The following is a 14,000-nucleotide window of genomic DNA, read 5'->3' as shown; positions in this document are numbered from 1 at the left end:
GTCATGACCTCTTCCGCACCCGGCTCCGCCGCGCCCTCCCCCATGAACATCTGCGTCTTCTGCTCCGCCGCCGAACTGGACAGCGTCTACACCGACGCAGCCCGCGAGTTCGCCGAGCTGATCGGCAAGCGCGGCCACAGCCTGGTGTGGGGCGGCTCGGACTCCGGGCTGATGAAGGTCGTCGCCGACGGGGTGCAGAGCGCCGGCGGGCGGCTCATCGGCATCTCCGTGGAGTTCCTGCGCGACGTGGCGAGGCCGAACGCGGACGAGATGGTCGTCACCGCCGACCTCGCCGAGCGCAAGGCGATGCTGCTCGACCGGGCCGACGCCGTCGTCGTCATGGTCGGCGGCACCGGCACCCTGGACGAGGCCACCGAGATCCTCGAACTGCGCAAGCACGGCATGCACACCAAGCCCGTCGTGGTGCTCAACACCGCCGGGTTCTACGACGGTCTGCGCCAGCAGATGGCCCGGATGGAGGCCGAGGGCTTCCTGCCCGTCCCGCTGGCCGATCTGGTGACCTTCGCCGACGACGGCCCCCAGGCCCTGGAACTGCTGGGGGCCTGAGAGCCGCGCGCGGTCACGCGGCCGGGACCGCGCGCTCGGTCCGGTCGATGGTGGCGGAGCCCACCACCCGGGTGCCGTCGTACAGCACGATCGCCTGGCCGGGGGCCACCCCGCGCTCCGGAGAGGCGAACCGGACCCGCAGCTCGCCGTCGACCAGCTCCGCCTCGACGGGCGTCTCGGCGCCGTGGGCCCGCAGCTGCGCCGTGTAGGGGCGGGGGCCGCCGGCGGGCGGCTCGCCGCACCAGCGCGGACGCACGGCGGTGAGCGCCGTCACGTTCAAGGACGCGGCGGGGCCCACCGTGACGGTGTTGTCGACCGGGGAGATGTCCAGCACGTAGCGCGGCTTGCCGTCCGGCGCCGGGTGCCCCAGACGCAGCCCCTTGCGCTGGCCGATCGTGAACCCGTACGCGCCCTCGTGGGTGCCCAGCTTGGCGCCGGACTCGTCCACGATGTCGCCCTCGGCGCGGCCCAGCCGGGAGGCGAGGAAGCCCTGGGTGTCGCCGTCGGCGATGAAGCAGATGTCGTGGCTGTCGGGCTTGCGGGCGACGGACAGACCACGCCGCTCCGCCTCCGCGCGGATCTCGTCCTTGGTGGTGAGGGTGTCGCCGAGCGGGAACATGGCGTGCGCGAGCTGCCGCTCGTCCAGTACGCCGAGGACATAGCTCTGGTCCTTGGCCGCGTCACTCGCACGGTGCAGTTCGCGGCTGCCGTCCTCGCGCGTCACAACGGTGGCGTAGTGGCCGGTGCAGACCGCGTCGAACCCCAGTGCGAGGGCCTTGTCGAGGAGTGCGGCGAACTTGATCTTCTCGTTGCAGCGCAGGCACGGATTCGGCGTACGTCCCGCCTGGTACTCCGCGACGAAGTCCTCCACGACGTCCTCACGGAACCGTTCCGCCAGGTCCCAGACGTAGAAGGGGATCCCGATCACGTCGGCGGCCCGGCGCGCGTCGTTGGAGTCCTCGACGGTGCAGCAGCCGCGCGCACCCGTCCGGAACGACTTAGGGTTGGCTGACAGAGCCAGATGCACGCCCGTCACGTCGTGCCCGGCCTCGACGGCACGGGCCGCCGCGACGGCGGAATCGACACCGCCGGACATGGCGGCCAGCACACGCAGCGGGCGCGCGGAGGCTGTCCCCCGCGAGGATGCAGTAGTCATAGCGCCCTCCAGGGTAGACGGAACCACCTGGTGGCCCGAACGCGTTGGGGAGCACATGGGACAGGCGGCTGACGAAGGACGGAACGGCGGGCCCGGGGAGACCCCCTCGCCCGGCCACGGCGGGGAGCGGCACGCCCCGTCCACGTCCGGCGACAGCACCGGGCGCGCTCCGGCACGAGGCCGCCGTCACGCCGGCGCGGGCGGCGTCGGCAGCCGCGGCCTGCGGGCGCTGCGCGACCGAGCCCGGCGGGGACGGGGCCGCTCCGCCGCCGACGCCTCGACCCCCGCCGGCGACGACGCTCCCTCGGGACGGGAAACCGGCACCGCGCACGGCGGGCCGGGCCCCGGCTCCCCCGGCGGTGCTGCGGGCGCTGCTCGCGCTGCGGAGGGCACGGGCGGCGGGATACGTCCGGACACGCACATACCGGCCCACGGCGCGGACTCCCCCGCCGACGGCTCCGCCGGCCCCGACGCCCCACCGGGCCCGCACGCCCCGCCCGGCACCGGCCCGGGGCGGACGGGCACCCACGGCAGACGCTCCGGGCCGGCCGTCCCGGACGGCTCCCGAGCGCGTGACGGCGATCCCGGGGAGCCGGGCACCACCTCCGGAGCGGCGGGCGGCGGCTCCGGCGACCCCGACGGCAGAGACAGCGGGACCGGCGCCACGGGCGACAGCCCCGACGGGAGAGACAGCAGGGCCGACATCACAGGCGACGGCCCCGACCGGGGGGACAACGGCTCCGGCGCGACAGGCGACAGCCCCGACCGGAGACACAGCGGAACCCGCGCGACAGGCGACAGCCCCGGCGGGAGGGACAGCGGAACCGGCGCGGTGGGCGGCGGGTCCGGAGGGAGGGAGAGCGGGTTGGGTGCGAGTGGTGACGGGCCGCCGGAGTCGGGTGGCGGGCCCGGGGGGCTGGGGCCGGGGGACCCTCTCGGGGAGGGGCGGCGGGGCATCGGCCGGCGGCGGGTGCTGCTCGCCGGGACGGCCGCCGTGGGGCTGGGGGTGCTGGGGCTGGCCACCAAGCAGGAGCTGCAGCGGTGGTGGTGGCAGGTGCCGGGGAACGAGAAGCCCCGGGTGGCCGGGCAGGTGGACGACGCCCGTGCGCGCTGGGTGGCCGCCGCCGACGGCAACATGCGCCGCGGGGACCGCCCCTCGGACTTCCGGATAGACCGGGTCATCATCCATGTGACCCAGGGCAGCGCCGCGTCTGCGGTGAAGGTCTTCCGGGACCCGGCGCACCGGGCCGCCGCCCATTACATCGTCTGCCGGGACGGGCAGATCATCCAGATGATCCGCGAGCTGGACGTGGCCTTCCACGCGGCGAACCGGGAGTACAACGAGCGCAGCATCGGCATCGAGCACGAGGGCTGGATCGACCGTCCGCAGGACTTCACGGAGGAGATGTACCGCTCGTCGGCCAAGCTGACAGCGGGGATCTGCGACCGCTACGGCTTCCCCGCCGACCGCAAGCACATCATCGGCCACAACGAGGTCCCGGGCGCGGACCACACCGATCCGGGCCGCCACTGGGACTGGGACAAGTACCTCCGCTTGGTGCGCGCGCAGCTGAAGACGGAGAGCACGTCCGGGGACCACTGAGCCGGGGCCGGAAGACGGCCCCGCCCGTGTGGGCACCCGCCCCGCCCGTCCTGGCCGGCCGCCGGGCCCGGGGGACGACGAACAGGCGCCGGCCTGTGGACGTACGGCCCCCGGCCCCGGCCCCGGGGGCGGACGCTAGCTGAGGCCCGCGCTGCGGGCCCGCTCCACGACGGGGCCGATCGCTTCGGCCAGCGCCTCCACATCCGCCTTGGTGGAGGTGTGGCCGAGGGAGAAGCGGAGCGTGCCGCGGGCCAGGTCCGGGTCGGTGCCGGTGGCGAGCAGCACATGGCTGGGCTGGGCGACACCGGCCGTGCAGGCGGACCCGGTGGAGCAGGCGATGCCCTGCGCGTCCAGGAGGAGCAGCAGGGAGTCGCCCTCGCAGCCGGGGAAGGAGAAGTGGGCGTTGGCCGCCAGCCGGCGGGCCGGGTCGGGGTCGCCGTTGAGGACGGCGTCGGGTACGGCGTCCCGGACGGCGGTGATCAACGCGTCCCGGAGCGCCCCGACCTCGCGTACGAAGTCCTCGCGCCGCTCGGTGGCCACGTGCGCGGCCGTCGCGAACGCGGCGATGGCGGGGGTGTCGAGGGTGCCGGAGCGCACCTGCCGCTCCTGGCCGCCGCCGTGCAGCAGGGGCACGGGGGTCTGGTCGCGGCGCAGCAGCAGGGCGCCGACTCCGTAGGGGCCGCCGATCTTGTGCCCGGTGACGGCCATGGCGGCCAGGCCGGAGTCGGCGAAGGAGATGTCGAGCTGTCCGCATGCCTGGACGGCGTCGGAGTGCAGCGGTACGCCGTACTCCGCGGCCACGTCGGCGAGTTCGCGGATGTCGGTGACGGTGCCGATCTCGTTGTTGGCCCACATGACGGTGGCCACCGCGACGTCGGAGGGGTCCCGATCGATCGCCTCGCGCAGCGCTTCGGGGTGGACGCGTCCGTACCGGTCGACGGGCAGCCACTCCAGCCGCGCGCCCTCGTGCTCGGCCAGCCATTCGACGGCGTCGAGCACGGCGTGGTGCTCCACGGGGCTGGCCAGCACCCGGGTGCGCCGCGGGTCCTGGTCGCGGCGGGCCCAGTACAGCCCCTTGACGGCGAGGTTGTCCGCCTCGGTGCCGCCGCCGGTGAAGACGACCTCGCTGGGGCGGGCGCCGAGGGAGGCGGCCAGCGATTCGCGGGCTTCCTCGACGGTGCGCCGCGCCCGCCGCCCCGCGCCGTGCAGCGAGGAGGCGTTGCCGACGACCGCGAACTGTTCGGTCATCGTCCGCACCGCTTCGGGCCACATGGGCGTGGTGGCGGCGTGGTCGAGATAGGCGGGGTGGGCGGTGTCAGCCATGATTCCCCGATTCTACGGTCCGCCCCGGGGCGCACGACCGGCGCGTGGGAGCGGGAACGCACCGGGGGCGGGCCGGGACGTATGCCGGCGCACGGGGCTGTCCGGGGCGCGGCTGTCCTGATGGGATCTGCCCATGGACGAGACGACACCGCCGCAGGGGTGGCAGCACTGCGGCACGGGGGCTTCGGGCACCGACCCGGTCGGCTGCCGGGGGATACGTGTCGGCGCACAGCGGTGCGCGGCGCATCTGTCCTCCCAGGAGCGGGACGCGTGGCTCGGCGGGCTGGGTCCGGGGGCGGACGTGGATCTGCGGGGGACGCCGGTCACCGGTGAGCTGCTGGCCGAGGTGTGCGACCGGCTGCGGCCGGCGGAGGGCGGGGGCCCGCGCTTCGGGAACGCCGACTTCTCCGAGGCCCGCTTCACGGAGACCGGGATGCCGGTGTCCTTCGCGGGGGCGGTCTTCGAGGGGCGGGCCCGTTTCGCGGGGGCGTCGTTCCGTGCGGGGCGCGAGGTGTCCTTCGACCGCGTGCGGTTCGCCGCGGAGGTGTGGCTGGACGGCGCCCGCGTGGAGGGGGTGCTCGGGATGCGGCAGGCCGTGTTCGCGGCGCCGGTCTTCGTCGGGCCGCTCCTGTGCACGGACACCGTGGACCTGACCGGTGCCGCCTTCGAGGGGGCGGCGCGGCTGCGGATCGCGGCGCACCGGGTGCTGTGCGCCGATGCCCGCTTCGAGGGGCCGGCCTCCTTCCAGCTCCGGTACGCCGAACTGGGCCTGGCGGGGGCGCACTTCCAGCAGCCGAGCGCGGTGGGGACGAGCCGGGACTGGGCGCTGCCCGGCGAGGCGGAGCCGGCGCGGCCGGTCACCGTCGCGGTGCTCTCGCTGCGCGGGGTGGACGCCTCGATGCTGCTGCTGTCCGACGTGGACCTGCGCCGGTGTCTGTTCGCGGGCACCCACCACCTCGACCAGCTGCGGCTGGAGGGACGCTGGGACCTGGGCCAGGCACCCAGCGGGGTGCGCTGGCACCGGGGCAGGCCGTACTGGTGCACGAAGCGGCAGGTCATCGAGGAGGAACGGCAGTGGCGGGCGATCCGCCGGCGGCCGGCCTCCCGGCACGACTGGGGGGACGCGCCGCCCTCCCCCGAGACCGTTCCGGGCCTGGCCACTTTGACGACGACCTACCGGCAGTTGCGCAAGGCGCGGGAGGACGCCAAGGACGAGCCGGGGGCCGCGGACTTCTACTACGGCGAGATGGAGATGCGCCGCTACAGCCGTGGCCGGCGGCACGCCGAACGCTGGCTGCTCACCGTCTACTGGGCCGTCTCCGGCTACGGGCTGCGCGCGTCCCGCGCCCTGGTCTGGCTGGCCGCGACGATGCTGGTGACGGCGGTGGCGCTGACGGCGTTCGGGCTGCCGGACACGCCCGCGCGCCCCTACCCCGCGGACTCCCGTCTGACGGGCAGCCGGCCGCCCACGCTGGAGAGCCCCCTCACGGAGCGCTTCACCGCCGAGCGGGCCGGCAAGGCGGTGGACGTGGTCCTCAACTCGGTCGTCTTCCGCTCGGGCGGAACGCAGCTGACGCGCGCCGGCGGCTGGATCGAGAAGGCGGCCCGGCTGACGGAACCCGCGCTGCTGGGCCTCGCGGTGCTCGCTGTCCGCGCCCGGCTCAAGCGGGGCTGACCGGGCCGAGGATGAGTTCGCGGTGGGAGGGCTGGAGGCCGGCGGGGAGGGCGTCGGGGGTGCACCAGCGGGCTTCGAGTATCTCCATGGGGTCGAGGCGCAGGGTGCCGCCGACGCAGACGGCTTCGTAGGCCACCTCCAGACGGAGCCGGTAGCCGCTGCGCAGGCGGACGAGCGGGCCGCAGCGTACGTCGAGGCCGGTCTCCTCGCGGACCTCCCGTACGACGGTACGGGTGAACTCCTCACCCTTGAGGGCGAATCCGGTCGGCAGCCCCCAGCACCGGTCCTCGGGCCACAGCCGGTGGCGGAGCAGCAGGACCCGGCCGTCCTCGTCCCGCACCACGCCGGTGACGCCGACCATGAACTTGGCGTTGGCGACCCACAGCAGGCGCCATTGCAGCGGCCCGTGCAGGGCCCGCCAGGTGCGGGCCACCAGTTGTCTCATCGTCCGCCCTCCCTGGGACCGGCGCGGCGACCACGGAATCGGACCACGGTACCCGGCGGGGCGCCCGGCACGGCGGGACGGGTCCGGCCGGAGGGGCGGCTCCGTGGGGGCGGTACGGCACCGGGCGTCCGGCCGGGCCCGGGCCGCTCATGACAGCGCCCCCGGCCGCGTGGGGACGGGGGCGGGGTGCCGTGACCGGGGCGGGCCGGTCAGGCGCGGGCGAGCTGGCGGGACTGGGCGACGAGGCGGTCCGCGGAGTCCCAGATCTCCGCGTCCTCCTCCAGGAAGCCGCCGGCCAGGTTGCGGGTGGTGATGGCGACCCGCAGCGGGCCGGGGGCCGGGCGGGCGCGGACGTGGACGGTGAGTTCGACGGTGGGCACCCAGCCGGTCAGGCCGAGGTCGAAGCCGGTGGGCGGGAGGGCGTCCACCGCCATCAGGAGGGAGAGCGGGTCGGGGTCCCGGCCGTCGGCGAGGGCGAGCCAGGCCCGCATCTCGCCGCGGAGGCTGGGCGCGCCCAGGGCCCAGCCGCAGGTCTCGGGGTCGAGCCGCAAATCGAGCCGGTGTCCCATCTCGGGTACGGCCGCGTCGCCGCCGGGGTGGTCGGTGGCGCTGAAGCACTGTTCGCGCGGAGGCATGGCGGGCGGCCGGGCGCTGGTGCGCACGTCGTCGCTGAGCGCGTCGAGGTCGCCGTAGGTGGCCAGGACGCGGATGCGCTCGGCCTCGGTGCCGTCGGCGTCCTTCTGGAAGAGCCCGGCCGAGGCGGTGGAGACGGTACGGCCGCTGCGGGCCACGTCGGTGCGGATGGTGGCGGGTCCGGCGACGGTGGCGGTCAGGTAGTGGGCCGTGATGGTGAAGGGGTCGGGGTGCGGGAGGGCCTGGCGCAGGGCCCGGCCGAGGACGGCCAGCAGGTAGCCGCCGTTGAGGGCCTTGCCTATCGCCCAGCCGGGCGAGAGCCGGACCTCGTGGACACCAGCCTCGCGGGTGCGGACCGTGGTGTCGCGGTCGAACTCGCTGTCGCCGGGGGCGGCCGGTGCCGGCGGTGCGGTGACCTGAGAGGGAGCGTCGGACATGAGGGCACCGTACACCGAATTTGTTACCGGTGGGTAGCTCCCCGGTGGACCGCCCTCCCCGCGCGGCCGGGCCCCTCAGCCCGTGGCCCCGCCGCTCTCCGCGTCCACCGTGGCGCTGCTGCGCTTCCAGGCGCGCGGAGCTCGCAAGTTGTAGCGCAGCGCCAGCAGACGCAGCCCGAAAGCGAGCAGTGCGGCGCCCACCGCCGTGACGGGCCGCACGGCGTCGAGGTGGATGAGCAGCGCCACCGCGCTGGAGCCCACGATCGCGGGCACCGCGTAGATCTCCCGGTCCCAGCGCAGCAGCGACGGCACCTCGTTGGCCAGCACGTCCCGCAGCACGCCGCCGCCCGCCGCGGTCGCCAGGCCCATCACCACCGAGGAGGTCAGCCCCAGCCCGAACTCATGGCCCTTGAGGGTGCCCGTGACGCAGAAGAGGCCCAGGCCCGCCGCGTCGAAGACGCTCACCGCCTTGTTGATCCGCTCCACCTCGGGGTGGAGGAAGAAGACGAGAACGGTCGCCACCAGCGGGGTGAGGAAATAGCCCAGGTCGGTGAAGGCCGCCGGGGGCACCGCGCCGATGACCACGTCCCGGAACAGCCCGCCGCCCAGCCCGGTGACCTCCGCCAGCACGGCCATGCCGAACACGTCGAAATTGCGGCGTACGGCCAGCAGCGCGCCCGAGATGGCGAAGACGAAGATGCCGACGATGTCCAGCCAGTGCTGGAGCGGGGGGCTGAAAACGGTGTCCACGGCCCCTTTGTACCGCCCCGCCCGGTGCGCCGTTCCCCGCCCCGGTCCCGGAGCGGCGGCCGGACCCCGGCGCCGGGCCGCAGGACCCGCGCGGCGCCGGCCCTCCCGGCTCCGCCCGCCCCACGGGAATCCGGGCCCGTGGGGCAGGCGGGGCCGCTGCGGATCACTTCGTCTTCAGGTCCTTGAGGAGCTTGGTGTCGCCGGGCTCCTGGTCGGGGGCGTTCTCCGGGTGGTGGCAGGCCACCTGGTGGCCGGTGGCCAGCGGAACCAGCGGCGGCTCCTTCGTCCGGCACACCTCCGTCGCCTTCCAGCAGCGGGTGTGGAACCGGCAGCCCGACGGCGGGTTCATCGGCGAGGGCACATCGCCCTGGAGCAGGATGCGCTCGCGGCCTCCCGCCGACTTGCGCCGCGGGTCCGGCACCGGCACCGCGGACAGCAGGGCCCGGGTGTAGGGGTGCATGGGCCGGTCGTACAGGGACTGCCGGTCGGTCAGCTCGACCACCTTGCCCAGGTACATCACCGCGATCCGGTCCGAGACGTGCCGGATGACGGACAGGTCGTGGGCGATGATCACGTAGGTGAGGCCCAGCTCCGCCTGGAGGTCGTCCAGCAGGTTGACGACCTGCGCCTGGATCGAGACGTCCAGCGCGGACACCGGCTCGTCGGCGACCACCAGCTTGGGGTTGAGGGCGAGCGCGCGGGCGATGCCGATGCGCTGGCGCTGGCCGCCGGAGAACTCGTGCGGATAGCGGTTGTAGTGCTCGGGGCTGAGCCCGACCACCTGGAGCAGCCGCTGGACCTCCTTCTTGACACCGCCGTCGGGCACCACGCCCTGGAGCTTGAACGGTGCGCTGACGATGGCGCCGACGGTGTGCCGGGGGTTCAGCGACGAGTACGGGTCCTGGAAGATCATCTGCACATCGCGGCGCAGCGGGCGCATCCCGCCCACGCCCAGGTGCGTGATGTCCTTGCCCTCGAACTCGATCTTCCCGTCGGTCGGTTCGAGGAGCCGGGTGATCAGCCGGCCCATGGTGGACTTGCCGCAGCCGGACTCCCCCACCACGCCGAGCGTCTCGCCGGCCCTGACCTCGAAGTCGAGGCCGTCGACCGCGAGCACGGCCCCGACCCGCCGCTTGAAGAGGCCCTTGGTGATCGGGAAGTGCTTCTTGAGACCGCTGACCTTCAGCAGCGGCTCGCCCTCACGCGGCTCGGTGAGCGTGCCCAGGGCTCCGGACTCCGCGGCGCCGGCCGGCTGCTCGGCGCCGGCCGCCGGCTCGGAGCCCCCGGCCGGGGACTTGGCGGGGTTCGTCATCGGCTCGTCGTCCTCACTCACGGAGCTCACAGCTTCGGGGCAATCTCTTCGTTCCAGATGCGCTCCCTGTCCTCCTGCGCCATGTGACAGGCCGACAGGTGTCCGGGCTTCACCTCGCGCAGCTCGGGCCGCGTGGTGCGGGTGATGTCGCCCTTGGGCACGTCCGCGTACGGGCAGCGCGGGTTGAAGGCGCAGCCGGAGGGGACGTTGATGAGGCTGGGCGGCGATCCCTTGACGGGGATGAGGCGCTCGGCCCGGTCCCGGTCGATGCGCGGCATGGAGCCGAGCAGGCCCCAGGTGTAGGGGTGCTGCGGCTCGTAGAAGACCTGCTCGGCGCTGCCGTACTCGACGCACCGGCCGCCGTACATCACCAGGATGTCGTCGGAGAGTTCGGCGACGACGCCCAGGTCGTGGGTGATGATGATGACGGCCGAGCCGAACTCCTTCTGCAGGTCCCGGATCAGGTCGAGGATCTGCGCCTGCACGGTGACGTCCAGGGCGGTGGTCGGCTCGTCGGCGATGAGCAGTTCGGGGTTGTTGACCAGCGCCATGGCGATCATCGCGCGCTGGCGCATACCGCCGGAGAACTCGTGCGGGAAGCTGTCCACCCGCTTGTCCGGCTCGGGGATGCCGACCCTGTCCAGGAGTTCGACGGCACGTGTGCGCGCGGTCCTCTTGTCCACGTTGTGGTGGACGCGGTACGCCTCGACGATCTGGTGGCCGACGGTGAAGAAGGGGTGCAGCGCCGAGAGCGGGTCCTGGAAGATCATGGCGACCTCACGGCCGCGCAGCTTGCGGACCTCGTCCGGGTCGGCGCCCAGCAGCTCCTGGCCGGCCAGCCAGATCTCACCGGACAGCCGGGGCCGCTGCCTGCCGTACTGGCCGACGGTGTGCAGGCCCATGATGCCCAGCGAGGTGACCGACTTGCCGGAGCCGGACTCGCCGACGATGCCGAGGGTCTTGCCCTTCTCCAGGGTGAAGGAGAGCCCGTCGACGGACTTGACCAGGCCGTCCTGGGTGGGGAAGTGCACCCGCAGATCGCGGACTTCGAGGAACGCCTTGGGCGGCTTCCTGTCCGTGGTGACCTCGCCGGGTGCGGTGCCGGTGGCGGTCAGATCGGTGGCCGCCGCGGCGGTGGGCCCGGTGTCCTTGTGGGACTTGTGCTCGTGGTCGGTCATCCCAGCCTCACTCGTGGGTCGATCACGCCGTACAGCAGGTCCACGACGAGATTCGCGATGACTACGGACGTGGCGGTGATGAGGGTCACGCCCAGGATCAGCGGCAGGTCGCGGTCGTTGATGGCCTTGAGCACGGCCTGGCCGAGTCCGGGGATGGAGAAGGTGGTCTCGGTGAGGATCGCGCTGCCCATCAGGGCGCCGATGTCGACGCCGAGGAGGGTGAGGACGGGCGTCATGGTGGAGCGCATCGCGTGCTTGCCGATGACGACCGGCTCCCTGAGCCCCTTGGCCCGCGCCGTGCGGATGTAGTCCTCGCCCATCACCTCCAGCATCGTCGCCCTGGTCAGCCGGGCGTACATGGCGCCGAAGAGGAAGGCGAGGGTGATCCAGGGCAGGATCATGCCGCTGAACCACTTGGCCGGGTTCTCGCCGAACGGGGTGAAGGTGTTGCTCACCAGGTCGAGCTGGTAGGCGAAGACCGCCAGGGCCAGCAGGCCGGTGAAGTAGATGGGCAGCGAGACGCCGGCCAGAGCGCCGGTCATGGCCAGCCGGTCCCACAGGCTGCCGCGCTTGAGAGCGGAGAGCACGCCGACGGTCAGACCGATGAACAGCCAGACGACGGCGGCACCCAGCGCCAGGGAGAGCGTGACGGGCAGCCGGTCGGTGAGCACCGGCCAGATGGCCTGCTCGGTGCGGAAGGAGTAGCCGAAGCAGGGCGCCGCGCAGTGCGTGGTGGTGCCGCCTCCGGTGTAGTCCCGGCCGACGAAGATGCCCTTGAAGAACTCGAAGAGCTGCACCAGGACCGGCTCGTCGAGCTGGAGCTTCTCTCGTACGCCTTCGATGCTCGCCTTGTCGGCCTGCTTGCCGACGAACATGGTGGCCGGGTCTATCCCCGCCCACTTGGGGATCAGGAAGAAGATGCAGAAGACCGCCAGGATGATGACGACCAGCATCACTGCGACGGCGAACAGCCGCCTGATGAGGTATGTGAGCACTGCTCTCCGGCCGCCCTCCGGCGGCCCGGCCCCGCTCCCGGTCCGGGAGTCGGCGGCCGGGCCGCCCAGGCGGCCTTCACCTGCCCTTCGTGCCAGCGGCGGGTGGCGCCGTCAGATGGTGGAGTCGGTGGCGGTCGGGGTGACCGTCAGGGTCACTTGACGCCGAGGGACGCGAAGTCGTACCAGCCGCTGTAGGAGTCGGCCGCGTAGACGTTGGTCAGCCGGTCCGACCGCCACTGGACGACCTTCAGGTAGGTCAGCGGCAGGTAGTAGGCGCCGGCCATGACCTCCTTGTTGACCTCGGCGTACATCTGGGCCGCCTTGTCGGGGTCGAGCTCGGCGATGGCGTCCGCCAGGCCCTTGTCGATCTTCGGCTCGTCGATCAGGGCGTAGTTGTTGTTGCCGTTGTCACGGATCTTGCTGCTGTGCCACAGCTCGATGCCGTACCCCTGGCCGCTGGGGAAGTCCGGGCCCCAGCCGTAGAGGATCATGCCGTAGTTCTTCTTCTCGACGTTGGCCGGGTTACCGACGATCGAGGGGCCCTGGGCACCGTCGAACTGGTCGATCTCGACCTTGATCCCGACCTTCTTGAGGGACGCCTGGATCGCCTCGGCGGACTTCACGTCGGCCTTGTCGGTGTTGCGCACCGCCAGCGTGGTGCTGAAGCCGTTCGGCTTGCCGCACTTCTTCAGCTCGTCCTTGGCCTTGGCCACATCGGCCTTGCCGCCGTTGGTCAGGATGCCGTACTGGTCGTCGCTCTTGTCGTAGCCCGGGATGACCGGCGGCAGCATGTTGTGGGCGAGCGCGCCACCGGCGGTCGGGCCGCCGCGCGCCGTCTGGACCGACTTGTGGTCCGTGCCGTAGATGGCCGCCTTGCGGCAGTGGATGTTGTTGAACGGCTTCACGCTCTGCGGGAAGGCCACGTACGAGATGAACCCGGACTGCGGGTTGTCGACGTTGCCCTTGTGCTGCTTGAGAGCGGTCTGCCGGCCCTGGACCTCCATACCGCGCTGGTTGAGGTCGAGGTCGGCGTCACCGTTGATCAGCCGCTTGTCCCGCTCGTCCGGGTTGGTCAGCAGCGTCACCTGGATCTTGTCCGGGAGCGCCTTGCGCAGCGGGTCGCCACTGCGGTCCCACTCCTTGTTGCGCACCAGGAGCAGCGACTTGTTGGGCGTGTACGACTTGAACTTGTACGGGCCCGAGGAGAACGGGTGCAGCGTGTATTTGGACTTGGTGTCCTTGTCCTTGCGCACCGGCGAGTTCGTCGGCATCGCCAGCATCTGCTCGAAGTCACCGTTGGGCTTCGGCAGGTGGAACTCGATGGTCTTCTTGTCCGGCGTCTTGATGTTGGCGAAGGGCTTCTTGTCCTCGTAGGGGCCCTTCCACTTGCCGTCCGGGTCCAGCACGTCCTTGATGTAGGTGGGACCGCCCGACAGCGTCTTCTGCGCCCACTGGCGCTCGATGCCGTACTTGACATCCTCAGCCGTGAGCGGCTTGCCGTCCTCCCACTTGAGGCCGTCCTTGAGGGTGTACTTGTAGACCTTGCCGTCGTCGGATATCTGGGCCGTGTCGGTGGCCAGGTCCGGCTGGAGGTCCAGGGACTTCTTGCCCGGCTTGGGGTTGTAGCTCACCAGCTGGCGGCTGTAGAAGCGGGCGAAGTCCAGCGCGAACGCGTAGTACATACGGGTGGTGTCCCAGGAGTCCGCGTCCTGGACGCCGACGAACTTGAGGGTCCCGCCCTTCTTGTTCGAGGCGTTGGCGACCTTGTTGACGCCCGCGTTGTACTCGCCGCCGCCCTCGTTGTCGCTGTTGCCCCCGCCGCAGGCCGAGGTGGCCAGCAGCGTTGCGGCGGCGACGGCCGATACCGCGGCCAGTCGGCGCCTCGATGTGCGTAGGGTTGTCACGTCTCGCAACCTCCGTGGTAGG

The 14,000-nt window shown here is 72.5% G+C and carries 12 protein-coding genes; 3 read left to right on the top strand and 9 right to left on the bottom strand.

All coding sequences use genetic code 11. The features are described 5' to 3' along the window. The first annotated feature begins 42 nt into the window (after positions 1-42). The gene (locus tag IO40_RS0110145) at positions 43-567 is read left to right on the top strand and encodes an LOG family protein (RefSeq protein ID WP_030408232.1); all 525 of its coding nucleotides are present in this window, start codon (positions 43-45) and stop codon (positions 565-567) included. Positions 568-580: 13 nt separating this feature from the next. Here the strand turns inward: IO40_RS0110145 and mnmA are convergent, their stop codons facing one another. Further along, positions 581-1,723 (bottom strand): tRNA 2-thiouridine(34) synthase MnmA, encoded by a 1,143-nt coding sequence (gene mnmA, locus IO40_RS0110140; RefSeq protein ID WP_016469909.1) that lies wholly within the window; start codon positions 1,721-1,723, stop codon positions 581-583. An 865-nt stretch (positions 1,724-2,588) separates the two neighbouring features. Here mnmA and IO40_RS38705 point away from each other — a divergent pair. Beyond that, a complete protein-coding gene (locus IO40_RS38705) occupies positions 2,589-3,326 on the top strand; it encodes an N-acetylmuramoyl-L-alanine amidase (protein ID WP_030408230.1) in 738 nt (245 codons plus the stop codon). A 135-nt stretch (positions 3,327-3,461) separates the two neighbouring features. Here the strand turns inward: IO40_RS38705 and IO40_RS0110130 are convergent, their stop codons facing one another. Further along, positions 3,462-4,649 carry a cysteine desulfurase family protein gene (locus IO40_RS0110130; protein ID WP_031175289.1) on the bottom strand — a complete coding sequence of 396 codons (1,188 nt, stop codon included), beginning with the start codon at positions 4,647-4,649 and terminating at the stop codon, positions 3,462-3,464. A 133-nt stretch (positions 4,650-4,782) separates the two neighbouring features. Between IO40_RS0110130 and IO40_RS33395 the strand changes: the two genes are divergently transcribed. Further along, positions 4,783-6,324, top strand: coding sequence for a pentapeptide repeat-containing protein (locus IO40_RS33395; RefSeq protein ID WP_041968441.1), 1,542 nt, complete (start codon positions 4,783-4,785; stop codon positions 6,322-6,324). Here IO40_RS33395 and IO40_RS0110120 read toward each other — a convergent pair. The 7 genes from IO40_RS0110120 to IO40_RS0110090 all read right to left on the bottom strand — a co-directional run bounded on the left by IO40_RS0110120 (position 6,311) and on the right by IO40_RS0110090 (position 13,978). Then, positions 6,311-6,769 (bottom strand): NUDIX domain-containing protein, encoded by a 459-nt coding sequence (locus tag IO40_RS0110120; RefSeq protein ID WP_016469905.1) that lies wholly within the window; start codon positions 6,767-6,769, stop codon positions 6,311-6,313. The two genes, IO40_RS33395 and IO40_RS0110120, sit on opposite strands and share 14 nt — an antisense overlap. 209 nt (positions 6,770-6,978) lie before the next feature. Then, a complete protein-coding gene (locus tag IO40_RS0110115) occupies positions 6,979-7,839 on the bottom strand; it encodes a thioesterase family protein (protein WP_031175287.1) in 861 nt (286 codons plus the stop codon). Between the two features lie 75 nt (positions 7,840-7,914). Beyond that, on the bottom strand, positions 7,915-8,589 hold the full coding sequence (locus tag IO40_RS0110110) for a trimeric intracellular cation channel family protein (RefSeq protein WP_016469903.1): 675 nt from the start codon (positions 8,587-8,589) through the stop codon (positions 7,915-7,917). A 163-nt stretch (positions 8,590-8,752) separates the two neighbouring features. Next, on the bottom strand, positions 8,753-9,901 hold the full coding sequence (locus IO40_RS0110105) for an ABC transporter ATP-binding protein (protein WP_016469902.1): 1,149 nt from the start codon (positions 9,899-9,901) through the stop codon (positions 8,753-8,755). Positions 9,902-9,927: 26 nt separating this feature from the next. Then, on the bottom strand, positions 9,928-11,079 hold the full coding sequence (locus IO40_RS0110100; protein ID WP_016469901.1) for an ABC transporter ATP-binding protein: 1,152 nt from the start codon (positions 11,077-11,079) through the stop codon (positions 9,928-9,930). Then, entirely contained in the window at positions 11,076-12,074 is a 999-nt protein-coding gene (locus IO40_RS0110095; RefSeq protein ID WP_016469900.1) for an ABC transporter permease, read from the bottom strand. Before IO40_RS0110095 ends, IO40_RS0110100 begins: the two co-directional genes overlap by 4 nt. 152 nt (positions 12,075-12,226) lie before the next feature. Then, positions 12,227-13,978, bottom strand: a complete 1,752-nt coding sequence (locus IO40_RS0110090; protein ID WP_016469899.1) for an ABC transporter substrate-binding protein — start codon at positions 13,976-13,978, stop codon at positions 12,227-12,229. Positions 13,979-14,000: the final 22 nt, after the last annotated feature.

It is taken from the genome of Streptomyces albus subsp. albus (genome assembly GCF_000725885.1).
Classification (GTDB): Bacteria; Actinomycetota; Actinomycetes; order Streptomycetales; family Streptomycetaceae; genus Streptomyces; species Streptomyces albus.
This window is presented reverse-complemented; position numbering and strand designations above follow the sequence as displayed.